The organism is Tateyamaria armeniaca, assembly GCF_045797845.1.
GTDB lineage: Bacteria > Pseudomonadota > Alphaproteobacteria > Rhodobacterales > Rhodobacteraceae > Tateyamaria > Tateyamaria armeniaca.
In genome coordinates, this window is the sequence record NZ_JBHDIY010000002.1 from 3,395,705 (window position 1) to 3,412,388 (window position 16,684).

The following is a 16,684-nucleotide window of genomic DNA, read 5'->3' on the forward strand; positions in this document are numbered from 1 at the left end:
TGTTCATCGGGGTCGCAATCCGCAGCCCGGCGCCTGTCGCGCACCTGATCCGCCATCCAACGACCATCGGCGAGCCAGCGCATGTTTGCAACAGAATGCTGTTTTGCGCTGTTTTTTGGGTGACGGCGTTTGCGTGCGTGTCTGCTGTTGTGTCGATCAGACCGATGTCACTGCACCGCGCAGTGTGTGTGCAGAGAACTGGCATTTCCACGCTCAACGCTCCAGAAAACCGTTCTGTCCAGCCGTGATGTTGCGATGAACGACCGCATGGCTGGCCATCACAGTCATGCCCCATGACGGTTCAAATTATAAAAACGATGAAATGGTGCCCCCACACGGACTCGAACCGCGGACCTACTGATTACAAATGCCTTGGGCTGGCGACTAACCACATTGATAAGCAAGCATAAATCGAAGTGCGTATTTGGCGTTACAAAGATGTCACAAGGATCGTTAGCTTAAGGGCTTCCGGCTAATTCACTGTTTCCAGGAACTTTCTAAGCTGGCTCGCCAAAGCGCCCGTGTTTTTAGTCTCGCATTCCCACACAATCTCAGTCGCCCAACCAGCGTCATGAAGTGACTGCAGATTGCGCCGATCACGATCCATGTTTTGTAAAAACTTCTTTCGCCAGAACTCTTCCCGAGATTTCGGTGTAGTCGTATGCTTACATCCTGGGTGTCGGTGCCAAAAACAACCATGAACAAATATAGCCTTCATACGCGGTCTAAACACTATGTCAGGCTTTCCAGGAAGCTCAGGCGCGTGAAGACGATATCTATAACCCATGGAGTGTAGAAGTCTGCGAACGATCATTTCGGGTTGAGTATCCTTACCACGTATGCGTGACATATTCCACGACCGCTGCGCCGAAACTAAGCTCAATTTGGAAAGCGCTTTGCCGTCAGGCATGATTGCCCCCAGAATAGGTGTTCTTGGATTCTGTCAACTAATACTACTTGGCTGGTTGGGGCGTACTATCCAATAAGTTACTACTCCGCATGGCTAAGCGTTGGTTGCCCCTGTCTCCCATAATAGGCCGAAAACCGAGAAACAATATCCTTGGTAAATGCCGGTGAAATTTGAAGGTACGGTGCATCAAACTCTGCATCGAATTGGTCTTTCGGGATAGAGCTCAAGAACTCGAAATCAAGAAAGCCCCCGTCAAAAAACTCCGTCGTGGGTAGCGCATGATAGGAGGACTTCTTGTTACCAGCCAAATTAGTTCGCAGGCTCTTCCGACCGGCGGCATTCTGCTTCTCCTGAGGAAGCTGGGCCGCACACTCATCAAATGAAGCAATCTTGCAAAGTAAGATTTTTCTGGCGTTGAAGGAACCGTTGTCACGAACGGTCAGATCGCAGAGCGGATCCATGACCGCGAAAAAATCACCATTTGCCTTTGAACGCGCAACACTCCCCGTTCGAAGTGCTTTATCTAGAGGTGGAAAAATGTAAAACTCTTCAGGCACACAGCTTTCTTCATCTAGGTCAACTATGTGAACCAGATGGTTCAAAACATGCCGCATCAGGGCTTTTTCTGATTTCTCCGCATCACTCTGTCCATATTTTTTCCAAACCTCCTTCTGACTGAGAATGTTGCTTTTGTAGACTCTACCTAACAGTTCCTCGAGGAGGCCTCGTCCTCCCATAATTTTGGTTAGGCCCGAAGCGTGTACTAGTCTAAAATCATCCAAGATGTCGTCGTGACTGGTGTCCTTCGTTTTGACTTCGATATGGACAAACTGATGGTCAGCAGCATCGGGAGTACCAGTAAAGACCACCACTGGGATACGAACATTCTTCTCTTCCAGCACCTTCAAAAACTCGTTGCCCTCTCCACCGGCGGCTCCAAGCTTCATATCAACTACGGCACCGTCAAAGCTGCCATCTATCTTTTCCAGCGCTTCGGCGAGAGTTCGGACAAGCTACAACCTCAAATGAAGTGTTGTTCTGATGGTTGTATCTTTCAACGCTTTGAACGAAACCTTGGCGATCTCCCTCATCGTCTTCAACAAGCAATAACTTAATACTCAAGTTGCATCTCCATCTGCCGGTTGAAGTCTGAAATAGGCCCCTTCGTCAGATTCCAGTACGTTCAGCTCGAGATTATTTCGTGAAGCCGCCTCTCCGGCGATTGCCAAGCCCAAACCCGTGCCGTCCCGTTTAGTTGAGAATTCGGGATCAAATATTACTTCCGAAGCGATTAACGTTTTGTCGATTCCAGGGCCGCTGTCGCGATAATCAATGAAAACGAGCTTGTCTTTCTCAACCTCAAATCTGAGTAATATGGACGGATTCGAAACACTCTTCTCTTTCATCCAATAAAGGCTGTTATCGACCAAGTTTGTGAATATGGCATAGAAGTCTTGCTGCCAGCCAAGGAATTTGAAGTCGCTTGGTCCGTCAACCATAACTGTTACACCTTGGTCCGCTAGAGTGTTTTCGAACACATTCAACGCGCCCTGCAAGACGTCCGCTAGTTTGAATTCACGCGTGTCAGCCCGCTTTCCTGCGGCAAGCGGGTCTAATCTACTAAACAACTGAGCAAAAACATCAGCATTCTGCCCTAATTCTTGGGCAATCGGTATGATTTTCGCCAGGTTTTCCGACGTGGGCTCATTGTCGAATACTGCTCCCCAGTACTCTAGGTTAGGGACTTGGTTTTTGAAGAAATTGAGCGGGCGTCTACCCTCGTGCAGAACAACATTTACTATCTTCCCGAGAGTTGCTTGCCCCTGATAGACAGCCACGGTCTGCCGAATGCTTTCAGCTGCCCTGTTCTTATCTGCGATGTCTCGAGAGAGTATCTCAGAAATCTCTTTCGTGACTTTGGCGTCTATCCCAGAACGTTCAAGTCTCTGGACGATGTCCACTCGAACATGATCGTCCGTGAAGAGCTTTCGGAGCTGTTTTTCTACACGGGACTTCGGTTTTCCTAGCTCTAGCGAACGTCTCAGTGCGAAGCGCCGTTTCTCCAATTCAGAAATTACTTCCTGAGTGAGATGAATAAGTCGAGTATAAGCCGCATTCTCTTTCAATCCATCACGTGCGCTTTTTTCAACTAGACCAGATTTTTCTTCTGCCTCTATATGAACAAAGCCGATCACCTGGTTGCTGCCAATTTTGCGCGACGGATTTTGGATTCTTTGCTGATTAAGCTTCAACCAATCAAACTGCGCGTCACCAAGGGGTCTAATTCTGAATCCATTGCGATAAACCCCAACACCATTGTTAAAATTGAGCAACTGACGCGCAGCCAAGTTTCCAAGATAATTTCCTTCCTTGTCTTTGAGGCCTCTCTTGATGATCTGCTCAATGTCGTCTTTGTCGCGATCGTACACGCGGATATCAAAATGCAACTTGCCGCAGGACTTCTCAAACAGGTGTGAAAAATCTACCAAAAAATCCTCATCAACGGAGTTTTCAATTTTCTGCGTTGAATACTTCAGCACACCTGCGCCATTCTCGTCGACCGATCCAGAGATCATATAGTCGTAGAACTCAAGTATCGGAAAAGACTCTATGACTTCGTCTGTGTCCTGAACCCCTTCGAATCCAGATACTCGCAACCTAATATCGAATTTTTCTTGTTTTAACTCGATCCCCGAAACTGCAGCGGCAGGAGGTGTCAACTTGCGAAGTTCGTATTTCAGCCTGCGAAATTGTGCCTCATCCCACTCCTCGAAACCGATCTCTCCACCAGAAATCGTTAGCACGGTACCGGAGCCCTTAGACGTGTCATCTGTGTCTATCAGAAGCTCTACTTGGTCTAGGTAACTTGCTTGCTCAAACGTCTCCCACTGCACGTAAACCGATGTTGTTTTGCCGGAACTAGTTGTCGTTTCAAGTAGAAGGTCCTCGCCCAGTATGGACGCTGCAAATCTACCTACTCCCTTTCGACCTTGAAGAACGCGGCCGCTCGGGCTTACTTTCCGCTTTAACTTGTCGTCCGTCGAAGGGACCATCCATCTTTCAACGACGTCCTGGCGGGACATACCATGTCCGCCGTCAGAAATTACGATTTTGTACCGCTTGTCTTCATTCGAAGCACTGAAGTCGAGCTGCACGTATTCTGAGTCAGCATCAAAGGCGTTCTTTACTAATTCAACCACCGCAGCATATGGGTCTTGAATCAGATCGCGACCGATTGTCAGAATGTGCCGACCGGCCGGTCGGATGGAAAACACGCCCTCGTCGCTCATGACCAACCCTCCAACAAACTTTTTGCAATTCGCTCGGCCAGAAGAACTGGCACCGCATTTCCAATCTGTTTAAAGGCCGAGGTTCTGCTTGGTTTTCCACTTGTACTCTCGAAGAAATAGTCATCCGGGAAGGTTTGAAGCCGCGCAGCCTCGCGCGGAGTCAGTGACCTGTTCTGAGAATTATCTGGGTGGATGTAGTAATTTCCATCCTTTGCTATATGAGCAACCACCGTATGCGATGCTGACAGGTTGGCCGCAACAACCTTAAAGCGATCTAGAAATGAACTTCGGTTCCTATGGGTCTTCAGTGTTTCAGGCAGATCGTTGTAGCTAAGACGCTCCTTCTTCCTGTCCCATCTGTTGACCACCTTTTTGAATATTTTGAGGTCCCGTGGGTTGTGGGGTCGCGCTTCGTGCCAAGTGATACTGCCAGTCTCAGAGAGCAGACCAGCTTCCGTCAACCAACGGCTAGGAGGCCTTTTTAGTGTAGTGCTCAACGGCACTCCTTTTTCCCGCTCGTAGTGATGGCAGGTCACCAATCGCATCCTGAACAAGGAAATCAGTTGATTTTTTTCCAATTCTGGGAAGAATCCATCTGATTTTCCTTCACTGCCTACAAGAATTATTCTCTTGCGCTTCTGGGGAATTCCATAATTTTCGGCAGAGAGAACTTGATATTCAACCGAGTATCCAAGCTCTTCAAAAAGGGAAATCATCATGTCAAGATAACGCGTGCCGTCAGCTTCGCGTGCAGTCAGTAATCCAACAACATTTTCGAAGATGAAAAACTTCGGCCTGTATCGTTTTAGAAATTCCGCGTAGTAAACGAAAAGGTAATTCCGTTTATCGCCGACCATCTTGAGTTCAGAACGTGCGCGCCCTACAAGTGAATAAGCTTGGCATGGAGGGCCTCCTACAATTAGGTCAAGTTTCCGCTCACCAATCAGGGCATCGAGTCGAGAAAAATCTTCGTCAAACCCTCCTTGCCAATCGTGGCGTTGATAACGGAGCCTGGTTCAGATCTGAAAGCCGAATTATAGAGTTCATGTCTGCTGAGTTGGCCTGACAGATAAGCTGTGTAAGGTTCGAGATCGCCACGCGCCTTCAGAATGTGGAACGCCTCTCTGGTTTGAAGGGTGTATGCTGCTCCGGAATCGGATCCTACATGAGCGATAGGCTGGCAACCCGCGCGAACAAAGCCTTCGGAAAGGCCGCCAGCACCTGCGAATAAGTCAATAAAATTGGGTGTACTGCTCTTTTTTTGTCGCTAAATCAAACATGAAGGGCGGCGAGTTCACTTGTGCTGGGCTAGCGTTACCTCCCCGAGGGCGCCAATGTCTGCTGATTTGATACTCGAAACCGTTGTCAAGCGCCATGAAAGATTTGTCTGACGGGAACGTTCAATCTGCCTGTTTTGATTTGGCGTTCCTCTGTCCCAAGGACTTCGATGCCCCCGGTCGCACACGGAGTCTCGTAGGAGATTCGCTACCAATCTCGTGCGCCCACTTTGCCCCCAAGATCCCTTGACCACGCACAGCACCGCGTAAAAACAGGGTCGCTCGTCGATCTCAAGGTACATCGACCCAGGCGGTTGCACCAAGTTCAATGAGAATCGCGACAAACTGACAGCTCTTAGTCGCCAGTCCTCAATTGCGCGGGTCACACTGCCGTGCGAACGATTGTTTCTTGTCAAAGTCCTGCCGAATTTCTGTGGGACATGGTGTCAAATCAGAGGAGCAGAAATGGTACGGCCATCAACTTCACTTGAACGCCAATTTGCCGAAGAGCTAACAGAAACAAATAGGAAGTCGGCAAAGCTTGGATACTTTTCGCCTGAGTTTGACGCTATGCTGAAAATACATGGCGGCGTGAATACAGCAACTAGGCTTGTGGGTGCTGGAACGATTCAGAGCGGCATGCGCAAAGTTTGTGAACTCGGGCATCCAGAACTGACGACTGAGGCCGTGATGCTCCGGCCGGAGTTCCAATCTCTGTTCTCAAGGTCTGAACTGGAATGCGCGCGTTGGCGCTTGAAACAAATGGGATTCTAGTCGGTAAGAAGTCCAAAGGCATTGCGCTTCACGCCCATCCAACCAGGGGTGTGCTGCCCGGCCACCGACGATCCGCCTAGGTGTGTGGATGACAGGTATGCGAGTGCGCAGGCAATGGCGCGGTCGGCGTGATGCCCCTTGCCGCCGCCTTGCAATGTGAGATTGCCTGACGAGGTGCTGGCGAGTTCAAAGCTGGCGATCTCATTCAACAAGTCCTGCTTGCCTTCGAGATTGTGCGCGATGGTCAACGCTTGGGTCTCAAGGCCGACGGCCAGGTTTTCCAAAAGGAGCGTTTTCGCGACAGTGACGTTCTTGCCCTTCTGAGACAGCGACGCGCCCGCCGTCATGACAACGGCATGGTGTTCGATCCCGGCGAGATCGAGCGTGGAACTGAATGGCGCGCCCAGACCCGACGCATCAATAGCCAAAGCCCAGTGCGGGATTTGATGCAGGCGTTTGGCGAGGTGATCCGCAAGGTCGGTATAGCTATAAAGCTGGATGGTCTCCTGGAACACAACGGTACGGCGGCGTTCGCCCAAGCGCTGCTCAAATCCGCGACCTGAGAACTCAGGGTAACACTCGTCGCGGATGGCAACGATGGCGCTCGGGTCGTTGCGCCCGAGGTCCATGCCGACGTGGTGCTTCATCCAGCCATAGACAGTGGTGTTGGCTGCTGCCGGATCAGCATTTGACGGCAGGCTGACGCGCCCGTCTTTGTGGAAGTGATATGCGGGTGGTGGGGTCATGCAAGCTCCAGGGCGTTGACGTTCTCGTTGCTTGTGCGTTCGAGCGTATCCCAGGATACGAGGGGTGCGCCGGAGCCGATGAACTCACACAGGTGTTCGCGCCGGAACGTCGTGTCAGACATCGTTGCCTTGTCAAACGCGACCTGCGCACGGCGGCGCGGAATGTCGATTGACCGGGCTGTGATACGCCGGACGCGCTTCCCAGAAATCCAGGTATCGTAGAAATACCCCTGGCGCATGTTCGGTGTGGACAGCAGGAAGATGCGCCCTGTCTCCTTGCGCATCGGAAAGAAGGCAGTCAGCGCGTCGTCGTCCAGAAAGCACGCCTCATCGGCCAGGATTGTGTCTGCCGTCATCCCACGCGCCTGATCCGTTGCAGGCACAACGACGATCCGCCCGCCGTGCGATGGGTGCGCTTCCAACTCGGTCTGCGTCTGGCGCACGATGGGTGGGCAAAAAGGATCGGTGTTCTTAAATTCCAAAATGCGCCGGAACAGTTCCGTCGATTGGCGCAGTGACGGGGCCGTCAGGATCACCGTCTTTCCGATGCTAAAGTCATTGTAAGCAAGGCAGCCACAGGTTGTCGATTTTCCAGATTGCCGCCCGCACAGAGCCTGAACCAGTCGGTCTTCTTCGTTGATTGCAGGGTCTGTGCGGAGCAGCTCCACTTGCCAATCGTCAGGTTCACCCACGGCCAGTCGAAAACGCTCAACCGGATCGAGGCTGACGGTCAGCCCTTGCAGAAAGGAATGCAGGTGTGGATCAGTTGAGGGCTGCATTGACCACCTTTGGCGGCGGGATCACCTGGAGCGTGCGCATTTCTTCCAGGAAGTCCTGTTTGGCGTCTGGGTGGCGTTCCAGGACGGTCAGGATGAGTTTGCGCAGTTGGATGAACTGCGGCGACTCGTTCAGGTTCAAATGAACGTCCATCCGCTTGTTCAGCTTGCCGTGCAGGTCGGCCAGAGACATGAGGCTCTGACGCAGTTCCTTAAGCGCACCCAGGGCAAGCACGCGATCTTCGTCGCCCTTCGCATCTACAAGCAGCGTTTTCAGTTCGCGCAAAACCCATTTCAGGTCTTTGTCCGTGTCCTCGCCAAACTGGTCAACAATCTCGGCCTGCGAGACCATATCCTTGACCTTCGCCTCCCCCATCGCCGATGCGATGATGGCAAGGCGTTCTTCTTCTGACACGCGAGACATGTACCGGCCAATGGTGGTCGCGTTGAGTTTGAGCTTCTTCGCCACCTCCGTCTGGGTCATACGCCCAAGCACGATGTCTCGGACAATCTTGTCTCGCCGTGCCTGGGGCAGCATGTCGATCTTTGACTGCGAACCGCGCTGCATCATGACGCGACGATCTCGAGTCCAACGCCCTCCTTTTCGGCCAGCGCGCGCGCCTCGCGATATGCTTTGACGTTGCGTGCATCTTCGCGCGAGATTTTGATGGCGTCACCAGGCTTGCGCGCGACGAACTTGCCATCGGCGTCGAGCCGTTCGCGCATATCCCGGTCTGCCGACTGAAGGAGAGCAGTCAGGCCGTCCGACTTCTGCTTTGCGAGCTTGTCCAGGAGTTCGTCGTTCTTTTTCACGACGCCTGCAATCTGCGTTTCGACCTGTTCGGTGAGTTGGGGGATGATCGCCTCTGCGATCTTGGGGGCCAGTGCCGCAATCAGGGCTTCGGCTTGATCGTCGTTATCGTCTGCCATTTCAGGTTCCTCAAGTGAGGCGGGCTCGACCAAAACCCGCCTCGTTCTAAGGAACTTGACGGCAGGCCTAACCCGCAATCTGTGATCAATGATTGGACGCTATCCGGTGGCTGCCACAACCGCAGTTTCAGGTGCCAACGTGTATCTGTGGCGGTCGTCCTGGATCAGCCTGCCCGCAGCCAATCCCCGGCGAAGGACTTCACGGATTTTCGCATCAGACACGTCACCGTTGGTCGCGATAATCAGGTCTTTGAAAGTGCGCGGTTGATCCAGGAGTTTGTGGACGATGGGCAGCACATCGCTGTACTTGGTGGTCTTGTTGCGGGGCTTTGGGGGTTTGGGAGGGGTGGGATCGGGTTTGGGAGGCGTTGGGCGCTGCAATGCCTTGTGCTTCTCCCAAAGCTCCCGAGCGTGCGGAAGGTGAGACTTCAGGAGTTCAAGGCCTTCGCCGTCCATATGCAGGTCGTCGCCTTCAAGCAGCATGATGATGCGCCGCCGCAAGGCATCTGGATCGACGCCCGCCATGTGGCAGATGTCACGCCTCGACTGTGCCCACGTGCCTGAAGGCGACGTGAAGAACGCAAAAGAGTCATTTCTGGCTAACACGAGGTCTTGATTCTGGACCTTTGCTTCCGTGAACAGGTCTTGAAACGCGCGCCAAAGGACGGCCTGCATCAGACGTTGTTCCGGGGAATGCCGGTCGGGCGGCAATGTGGAGTCGAACATTTAGGCGGCGGGGCCAGTGAATGGCAGGACTGTGGAATCCGTCTCGATCATGTCCCTTTCGTCATCCAGGGCGCGGTTCACATCCATCAATTCACCCTTTTTGAGATTCATCAGATAGGTGTCGTGGGAAATCGCACCGGCCTGGTACGCCTTCGTCAGCGCAGTCAGCGTTGCAGGGTCCATCTGTGCCGTGATGAAGTCACGGTGCAGGCAGTAGGTGACGTCTTCGGAGGTTCCGGGTTGCGTCCACTCAGCCGCGAGCCGGAGGAGGCGGGTGATACCGGCTTCGACCATGCTGACGCTGCTGTGGAGCAAGGACAGTTCGGAGCGGTGGCGCAGCTTGGCCGTGTCCGATGTTTCATTCCGGCCTTTGCCGTCATAGACCATGCGCGCGCCCAAGGTCGCCATCTGGGCCGACAGATCGTCCAGCGCGGTCTTTTGGGCGGCGATGCCAGCGCCCGAGAATTCGAGCATCCCGGCTTGAGCTCCCTCGGGCAAAATCCAGAATGCACCGGCACCCACGGTCTGCGGCTTATTCGCCTCTGTGATTGCGCCCGCAACCCAGGGCGTCGGTTGTGACGTGAGGAACAGAGACCAGAAGTAGTCTGCCGCAACGCGATAGTGCGCCAGGTTGACGTTCACAAGGTCGAGGAACGGCGGCTTTTCCACGTCTGCTTTCAGGTTGTAGGGACTGACGATGACCGCCGGAATTTCAAACAGGGGCGCGCCATTGACCGTTGGTGTGGTGGGCGCATGAACTTCGACTTCCTCGACCTGGCTGGAGCCGTCACCGCGTGATGCGCGTTTCACGTGCAGTCAGCGGATTGTGTAGGCAGGTTCCAGGGTCAGCAGGAGATGTTGCTCAACGCCGCTGTCTTCGAGGTCTTCATTGTCCTCATGCAGGCGCAGATATGTCAGGCGCTGCTTGCCATCGACCAGTTGTTCTTTCCAGTCCAGAATGCTCTCTGCGTTAAAGCTGGAAATGAATGGCGCGGAGGCAGGCGCGGCTCCCTCTTGGGGATAGTCGAGGACCAGAGCGTACCGGCCCAGGGACATGACTTCTCTGAGCGTGTCTTCAACGAGGACCGCGAGGCTGTTGCCCTCGAAGCTGGCCGCATCACGCATCGGTTCAATGAGCGGGGGCAGTTCCAGGATTGCCTCGTTGCGCGTGACCGCACCGACCATGCCGCGCAAGGTCCGCTCGGCCACCGCGTAGAAACTGGTGCCCATGAGATAGCGCGTGTACTGCCGGGTCGACATTCCGTCGGGACGCGGCAGATAGATTTCGCCCTGGCCTTTCAGCCGGTCTTCGCCCGCGATGCAGTCGCGGATTTTATTGTAGGCCGCACGGTGTTCCTGATAAGTGCGATGCTGAATTTTGGTCAATTGACATACCTCTTGGCGAGATGTTTCCAGGAAATGTCGAACCAGGTTGAATTGGCCGCGACACGGACCTGGACACCAGTCGGGATTTGATCCGCAATCACTCCGTCCACTTCCACACGGGGTTGATTCCAGGGTGCGACAAAAGCCGCGCGGATAATGGTGTCCAGGGTGTCGGGTGCGAGTGGCACGTCGAGGTGCCAACGGGTTGCGTGGGTTTCGCCCAGGAGGCGTGACCCATGGGGTGTTTCTTGCAGGTCGAAATTTTGCACTTTGGTGTTCCTCAGAGTGTGTCCGTGGGCCGCAGAAAGACAGAGGATGCCACCTCCGTGCGCACCAGCCACGGACAGGTTTGCGCGCGTGACGACGTTAAGTGGATTGGGCGGGGTGGTTTAACCGGAGAATGAGGTAGCGCAGAGCGCGTCAGAGACGGGCGTTTCAGGGTCGCTGGTGCCGATGTGGGGGCGATGGGCGGAGACGTGCGGAGATGCGCAGCAGATCGAGCGAGAGCGGCGTGGTGATGGGGTTGGGGGTATTTGGAAAGTTGTGATCTGCTAAATGTCCCTGGGGCCCGCTGCATGGCGTCAGAGAAAGGGGTGGTCGGTCATTACCTGGGCGCAGCCTTGTAATTACCACGGCGTTACAAGGGCGTGGGTGGTGATTGTGCTGCAAGTTCAATGCGTTGAGGCCGTAGACCCACTGATTACGCATCAGTTTGCCCGGTAGAATTGTGCGGAGATGCGGATGTCTGCCGGGAGACAGGGACATGTGTGCGGAGATGTGTACCACAAGATCAGATGACAGCACACTCTTACGCGTGCGCACGCGCGAGCTTGAACCAAACCGACCGAATAGATCATTCAGTTTGCACGCGGTGCTGCACTCACCAATCTTGTATCGTTGACAATCTTGCACCCCATGATGCGCACTGCCCACGTGTCAAACCACTTGCTATCTTGAACAGTTTGCACGTGATGCACGAATATCGCGATCTTGCTGCTTATTCTTCTGTGCAACAACAACTCTGTCTTACACCACTGTTGTCGTTTTACGCGCGCGCACACCAGCGCACGCGATGTGCGCACGCGCGATGCAACAGCAGCGTACCGCAAAACCCATAACTCAGTTATTCCCACCTGCCTTCATGGTCGCAGCATCGCCACCCTGGATGATAAAAACCACATACCCGACGATATGGAGACACATCATGAAAAAAGCCCGACTGATCCGCCGCCTGCGCACCAACCACATCACCACTCCGACCCTCGTGTCACAATGGCTGCGTGACCGTGCTGACCCGCACTTGCGGCGGGCCATCATGGATGAGCTTTTCCCTACTGTGGACGCCTACGCAGACGCCGCCTAAACGCCATACGCTGACGAGCAACCTCGCGCTGCTCGTCAGCAGCCGCCTCCACATCAACGCGGCCCAAGCACGCCTCGAACGCATCTTCCGCACATGACCGTGGCACGCCATCAGGGAAGGCTTGCTTATTGAAGCGACTACCATACTCGTTCTCGGCCCAGGACTCTTTCTGGTTTTCCCAGATTTGCGCAATGAACTCATCTTTGACCAGCATCAGTTCATCACGCGTCTTGTGCTTGCGCTCAACGCCGGTCTCGAACAGATCACGTTCATCTGCTGTAGGCACACGCCATTCTGGTTCATCATTGCGATGCTTTGGAATGCGCACTTGAGCGAACGGCTCGACATCTTCAGCCTGATACTGCTGGCCATCCCAATAGAAGCAGACACGATGTTTGACCTGCCATGTCGTGTGGTCGGAATATTCAGGCGTGTGCTTGAACTCGTCAAACTCGATGCCTTCAAACTCGGGGCCATTCCAAGGCTCTACAGGCTCTGAGAAATGCTCCGTGTCCACAACAGGCGATGGCCGCGAGTACGTCAGGCACGCCTTCTCGACATTGGGCAACGTCAGCACTGCATCTGCCAAGGCGTAGGCAAGCCCGATCTCATCTTCTGACCGTCCATACAAACCTGGATTGCCGACACGGCGACGGAATGGCTTTGCGCCTGACCACTTACCCGCTTCATGCTGAGCCAGTTCCATGCCCTCAAACAGACGAATTTCACCATCCTCAACAATCCAATGCTGAAACTCCGGTTCAAAGTCTGCCTGGTATGCACGAGCAAGTGCCTGGTCAGTTTTGTACTGATCACATGCCGCCTTAAGTGCATCACGCCACTGTGTGAGGCGCTGCTGGGTCAGTTCGAGGTCGTCGCCGTCGAGAGGATGTGTCTTGATGCGCTCGAACCGCGACCATGACAACGGTGGCTTCAAGGTCTTGAACCACCACGACAGGGGCGCATAGTCAGTAAGATTGTCGAGGGTCTCAGGCGGTTCGCACCACTCCCAGGGATCATCGCGCATCTCGTCAAACAGTGTATCGAAAGCGTTTGCGACATTGGACGGAATCGGCATCCCCGTCAGGGCGCGCGACACAGTGCTCTTGTGAATGGGGCCTGTGATGCCATCAAGACGCTGCCAATGCTGCAAGAACCAAGCCTCAACACGACGGTTTTGGCCCAGGATGAACTGCTTCATTGCGTCGCCATCATCAAAAACGCTGGTATCTGCTTTCTGTGCCATTACTGCTGCTCCCTCATCCATGCGATAAGGTCGTCACGCACATAACGAACGATGGCGCGACTGGGCTGTGAATACGGAGGGCCGCATCCATCTTTACGCCAGCGAAAAAGCGTTTCGTCGGTCACGCCGATAAGCGTCGCCGCTTCCTTGGGGGTCATGATTGCGGGGGATTTGAGCGTGCCATTTCTGCACGCAGGTCAGCCAGCTGCTGACCGATTTGGTCAATAGTCATATCAGTTCCTTAGTGTTGGAACCCACATGACCGCACGGTCTCCTGCTCCTGATCGGTCGAGGCACAGCCTCAGTCGTCGCTCACACATGCGGCCTACTACGCTCGGTCAGGTCACTACGCCCGAGGAAGGAGGCTAATGATACAAGGCTAAGTACACTCATGTTTCAATGCAACGTCATTGGAAGGTAACTACCCGAAACAATCTGTTTCCTAAGCGCGGGCCTCCAGCAGCGAAACCACGTTCGACTCGCCACCAATGCGGCTCTTGATCGCTCCCGCTATCGCATCTGCTGCCCGCTTCTGCTCATCCCAACTTGGTTCACCATAATGCCCAAGCATACGCAAATCGTTGTCGGTCATTGTCTGCTGCGAAAGCCACCTATGAACATGACGCGGAGCAACCTCACGTGCGACGGTCATCCACAGGTGACGAAGATCACCCGGCTTTGTCAGTGGCAGTTTGTCCGGCACGTCCAGGTGGCCGCGTTTGTCACAACGCAACACGCGCGACGGGAATACCCAATCGCAATCTTCATAGCGAATGCCATGCAGGCGTTTAAACAGGCTGACCACGTCGTCCGCGAGAACGATGGTACGCTCAACCTCCTGACGCTTGAGCCTGTCGAACCGGACAACACCGGCTTCAAGATCAACCTGGTCCCACGTCAATGCGCGGAGCCCACGACCCCGGAAACCTGTGTACCAAGTGATCTGCCAGCACAGACGGATATGCTCATTTGGGATAGCTTCGATCTCGTCCCAGCGATCCGACCAAGGCACCTGCATATCGAGTTTGCCGGTCTCGACGCGTGACCGCATCTTGGTGCCTTCCAAGAGAGACGGGATTGGCAATGCGAGGGCACAAAGCTTGTTGATGAAGCGGACCGTTGCACCGGCCACTGTAGCCGCGACATGGGCAGCGTTTGGGCGCGTGACTTGCACAGCATTCAGATACTGATTGATCTCAAGGATCGGCAACTCGTCCACATGCACGTCTGCCCACTGCGCCAGATGCTTGTTGAATGTCGCGCGGTAGTCTTTGGCCGTCGTTTCCATCATGCGCGCTTTGCCCGACTGCCTGCTTGTCGTGCGGTGTTCGATGAACTGTTCCAGCGCCTCGCGGAACGCCGGCAGCGCGTTGGCCTGTTCAATGACCTCCTGCGCCTGGGCCTCGGTCTTGTTCATTACGTCTCCCGACGCAATGCCATGCGCGACGACGCCGAGTTGTCCTTTCGCCCATTTGCAGTGCGTCACTTTTGGCGACCATTGGCCGAGTTTGACCGCGCGCACTTTATTTGCCGTCGGGTCCCACTTGTTGACGTACCAGGTTTTGACGCCTGTCTTCGTCACGCATAAGCGCAAGCCTTTGTGGGCCGTGTCAGTGAACCAGGTTGTCTTAACAGGCGTCGGAATCGCGCCAACACTGGCGTCGGTGAACTTGATCTTGGGCATATTCGGTTTCCTTGTAATGGCCTTAGCGTTACAAGGTTCACGTTACGTTCTAACACCAATCAAACCCAACCACAGATTGCACAGCCACCTGATTTAACTCAGGAAAATCGTTTAAGACCTGGTGTTTGACTGGTGTTTAAATGGTGCCCCCACACGGACTCGAACCGCGGACCTACTGATTACAAATCAGTTGCTCTACCAGCTGAGCTATAGGGGCATTGCGGCGTTTCTCTAATCGCAAGCGAACAGGGTGGCAAGATCAAATATGCATGTCACGCAGAGGTTTTATCCCGCGACAATTCCATTATAGCTAACCTTTCAAACAACTCACAGATGTTCGAGGCACCGCACGATGCAACTGGTCCTGCATGCAGGCGCACACTTTACCGAAGAAGATCGCCTTTTGCGATGTCTGCTGCGCAATGCCGAAGCGTTTTCGAACCGGGGCGTCGTCGTGCCGGGGCCCGGCAAATACCGTACATTGCTCAAGGAAACGGTGGCCGCCCTGCAGGATGCACCCCCTGCGCCGGACGCGCGCGATGTGCTGTTCGATCTGATCCTCGAAGAGGAAAACGCCGATCGCGTGATCCTCAGCCACATGTTCCTTTTTGGCGCGCCGCGTGCCTGTGTGCGCGAGGGCATGATCTACGAATCCGGGCCCGAGCGCGTGGCGCAACTGGCCGCCCTGTTTCAGCATGACGAATTTGAACTGTTTCTGGCCTTGCGCAATCCCGGCACGCTGCTTCCGGCCATGTTCGGCCGTGCGCCCCAAGAGGATATGGACAGTTTCCTGCGCGGGTTCAGCCCCTTTGCCATCAAGTGGTCCGACACGATCGGCGCCATTCGCGCCGCCGCCCCGACTGTCAAAATCACCGCTTGGTGCTTTGAAGACATGCCGATGATCTGGTCCGAGGTCATTCGCGAGATGGCAGGGCTTGAGCACGGCGAAGAGATCATCGGCGAGTTCGATCTGCTGCACGACATCATGTCAAAAGAAGGCATGACACGGTTCGAAGCCTACCTCGCCGCCCATCCCAACATGACCGAGATGCAGAAACGGCGGGTCATTTCCGCCTTCCTCGACAAATTCGCCATCGAGGACGCCATCGAAGAGGAAGTGAACGCGCCGGGCTGGACGGATCACGACATCGACACGCTGACCGAGATCTATGAAGAAGACATGCTGGCCGTCTCGCGCATCCCCGGTGTCACCTTCATCGCGCCCCTGATCAGCGTTGCGGCGGGAACGCCTCGAACACGCGCACGCCGTCGGGCACGGAATGAAACGGCTGCGCCTGCGCATGGCACAAGGCCACGCGCGGTGAAAAATGTGACACATCATCCAGTGATCCGACTTTCAGCACCAGATCGGACTGATCCTGTCGCTGCGTGACAATCTGCGTCCCGCATTGGCCGCAGAAAAACCGCGTGACGGCGTTTTCTAGATCCGGGCGCATGTAGGATCGCGGTGTCCCGTCCGTCCAGACGAACGCCTTTGCATCCACCAGTTCAAAATAATGCGGCCCCCCGCCCCCGACACGCTGGCACGCCGCACAGTGACACTGACCCATCAGAT

The 16,684-nt window shown here is 54.5% G+C and carries 19 protein-coding genes and 1 tRNA gene; 2 read left to right on the forward strand and 18 right to left on the reverse strand.

What is annotated here, in order from left to right:
- Positions 1 to 472 precede the first annotated feature (472 nt).
- The 5 genes from ACERZ8_RS17265 to ACERZ8_RS17285 form a co-directional block, all read right to left on the reverse strand.
- Entirely contained in the window at positions 473 to 910 is a 438-nt protein-coding gene (locus ACERZ8_RS17265; RefSeq protein WP_407593387.1) for a very short patch repair endonuclease, read from the reverse strand.
- 80 nt (positions 911 to 990) lie between these two features.
- Positions 991 to 1,857 (reverse strand): hypothetical protein, encoded by an 867-nt coding sequence (locus ACERZ8_RS17270; RefSeq protein WP_407593388.1) that lies wholly within the window; start codon positions 1,855 to 1,857, stop codon positions 991 to 993.
- 171 nt (positions 1,858 to 2,028) lie between these two features.
- Positions 2,029 to 4,200 (reverse strand): ATP-binding protein, encoded by a 2,172-nt coding sequence (locus ACERZ8_RS17275; RefSeq protein ID WP_407593389.1) that lies wholly within the window; start codon positions 4,198 to 4,200, stop codon positions 2,029 to 2,031.
- Entirely contained in the window at positions 4,197 to 5,147 is a 951-nt protein-coding gene (locus tag ACERZ8_RS17280; protein ID WP_407594306.1) for a DNA cytosine methyltransferase, read from the reverse strand. Before ACERZ8_RS17280 ends, ACERZ8_RS17275 begins: the two co-directional genes overlap by 4 nt.
- A complete protein-coding gene (locus tag ACERZ8_RS17285; protein WP_407594307.1) occupies positions 5,144 to 5,437 on the reverse strand; it encodes a hypothetical protein in 294 nt (97 codons plus the stop codon). The genes ACERZ8_RS17280 and ACERZ8_RS17285 overlap by 4 nt, the downstream gene beginning before the upstream one ends.
- 505 nt (positions 5,438 to 5,942) lie before the next feature.
- Between ACERZ8_RS17285 and ACERZ8_RS17290 the strand changes: the two genes are divergently transcribed.
- The gene (locus ACERZ8_RS17290; protein ID WP_407593390.1) at positions 5,943 to 6,251 is read left to right on the forward strand and encodes a hypothetical protein; all 309 of its coding nucleotides are present in this window, start codon (positions 5,943 to 5,945) and stop codon (positions 6,249 to 6,251) included.
- Here the strand turns inward: ACERZ8_RS17290 and ACERZ8_RS17295 are convergent.
- The 8 genes from ACERZ8_RS17295 to ACERZ8_RS17330 all read right to left on the reverse strand — a co-directional run bounded on the left by ACERZ8_RS17295 (position 6,248) and on the right by ACERZ8_RS17330 (position 11,084).
- A complete protein-coding gene (locus ACERZ8_RS17295) occupies positions 6,248 to 6,997 on the reverse strand; it encodes a hypothetical protein (RefSeq protein ID WP_407593391.1) in 750 nt (249 codons plus the stop codon). The genes ACERZ8_RS17290 and ACERZ8_RS17295 overlap by 4 nt on opposite strands.
- Positions 6,994 to 7,776, reverse strand: a complete 783-nt coding sequence (locus tag ACERZ8_RS17300; protein ID WP_407593392.1) for a terminase large subunit domain-containing protein — start codon at positions 7,774 to 7,776, stop codon at positions 6,994 to 6,996. The genes ACERZ8_RS17295 and ACERZ8_RS17300 overlap by 4 nt, the downstream gene beginning before the upstream one ends.
- A complete protein-coding gene (locus tag ACERZ8_RS17305; RefSeq protein ID WP_407593393.1) occupies positions 7,760 to 8,344 on the reverse strand; it encodes a hypothetical protein in 585 nt (194 codons plus the stop codon). Before ACERZ8_RS17305 ends, ACERZ8_RS17300 begins: the two co-directional genes overlap by 17 nt.
- Positions 8,341 to 8,703 carry a hypothetical protein gene (locus ACERZ8_RS17310; protein WP_407593394.1) on the reverse strand — a complete coding sequence of 121 codons (363 nt, stop codon included), beginning with the start codon at positions 8,701 to 8,703 and terminating at the stop codon, positions 8,341 to 8,343. Before ACERZ8_RS17310 ends, ACERZ8_RS17305 begins: the two co-directional genes overlap by 4 nt.
- A 99-nt stretch (positions 8,704 to 8,802) precedes the next feature.
- Positions 8,803 to 9,429, reverse strand: coding sequence for a hypothetical protein (locus ACERZ8_RS17315; protein WP_407593395.1), 627 nt, complete (start codon positions 9,427 to 9,429; stop codon positions 8,803 to 8,805).
- Positions 9,430 to 10,239 (reverse strand): DUF4055 domain-containing protein, encoded by an 810-nt coding sequence (locus tag ACERZ8_RS17320; protein WP_407593396.1) that lies wholly within the window; start codon positions 10,237 to 10,239, stop codon positions 9,430 to 9,432.
- A 6-nt stretch (positions 10,240 to 10,245) separates the two neighbouring features.
- The gene (locus ACERZ8_RS17325) at positions 10,246 to 10,815 is read right to left on the reverse strand and encodes a hypothetical protein (RefSeq protein ID WP_407593397.1); all 570 of its coding nucleotides are present in this window, start codon (positions 10,813 to 10,815) and stop codon (positions 10,246 to 10,248) included.
- Positions 10,812 to 11,084, reverse strand: a complete 273-nt coding sequence (locus tag ACERZ8_RS17330; protein ID WP_407593398.1) for a hypothetical protein — start codon at positions 11,082 to 11,084, stop codon at positions 10,812 to 10,814. Before ACERZ8_RS17330 ends, ACERZ8_RS17325 begins: the two co-directional genes overlap by 4 nt.
- A gap of 935 nt (positions 11,085 to 12,019) precedes the next feature.
- Here ACERZ8_RS17330 and ACERZ8_RS17335 point away from each other — a divergent pair.
- The gene (locus ACERZ8_RS17335; RefSeq protein ID WP_407593399.1) at positions 12,020 to 12,178 is read left to right on the forward strand and encodes a hypothetical protein; all 159 of its coding nucleotides are present in this window, start codon (positions 12,020 to 12,022) and stop codon (positions 12,176 to 12,178) included.
- On the opposite strand, the gene ACERZ8_RS17340 is transcribed toward ACERZ8_RS17335, so the two are convergent.
- The 5 genes from ACERZ8_RS17340 to ACERZ8_RS17360 form a co-directional block, all read right to left on the reverse strand.
- The gene (locus tag ACERZ8_RS17340) at positions 12,147 to 13,424 is read right to left on the reverse strand and encodes a hypothetical protein (RefSeq protein ID WP_407593400.1); all 1,278 of its coding nucleotides are present in this window, start codon (positions 13,422 to 13,424) and stop codon (positions 12,147 to 12,149) included. The genes ACERZ8_RS17335 and ACERZ8_RS17340 overlap by 32 nt on opposite strands.
- Positions 13,424 to 13,582 carry a helix-turn-helix transcriptional regulator gene (locus ACERZ8_RS17345; RefSeq protein WP_407593401.1) on the reverse strand — a complete coding sequence of 53 codons (159 nt, stop codon included), beginning with the start codon at positions 13,580 to 13,582 and terminating at the stop codon, positions 13,424 to 13,426. The genes ACERZ8_RS17340 and ACERZ8_RS17345 overlap by 1 nt, the downstream gene beginning before the upstream one ends.
- Before the next feature lie 284 nt (positions 13,583 to 13,866).
- Positions 13,867 to 15,108, reverse strand: a complete 1,242-nt coding sequence (locus ACERZ8_RS17350) for a tyrosine-type recombinase/integrase (RefSeq protein WP_407593402.1) — start codon at positions 15,106 to 15,108, stop codon at positions 13,867 to 13,869.
- Between the two features lie 141 nt (positions 15,109 to 15,249).
- Positions 15,250 to 15,325, reverse strand: a tRNA-Thr gene (locus ACERZ8_RS17355).
- A gap of 1,012 nt (positions 15,326 to 16,337) precedes the next feature.
- Positions 16,338 to 16,679, reverse strand: coding sequence for a GFA family protein (locus ACERZ8_RS17360; RefSeq protein WP_407594308.1), 342 nt, complete (start codon positions 16,677 to 16,679; stop codon positions 16,338 to 16,340).
- Positions 16,680 to 16,684: the final 5 nt, after the last annotated feature.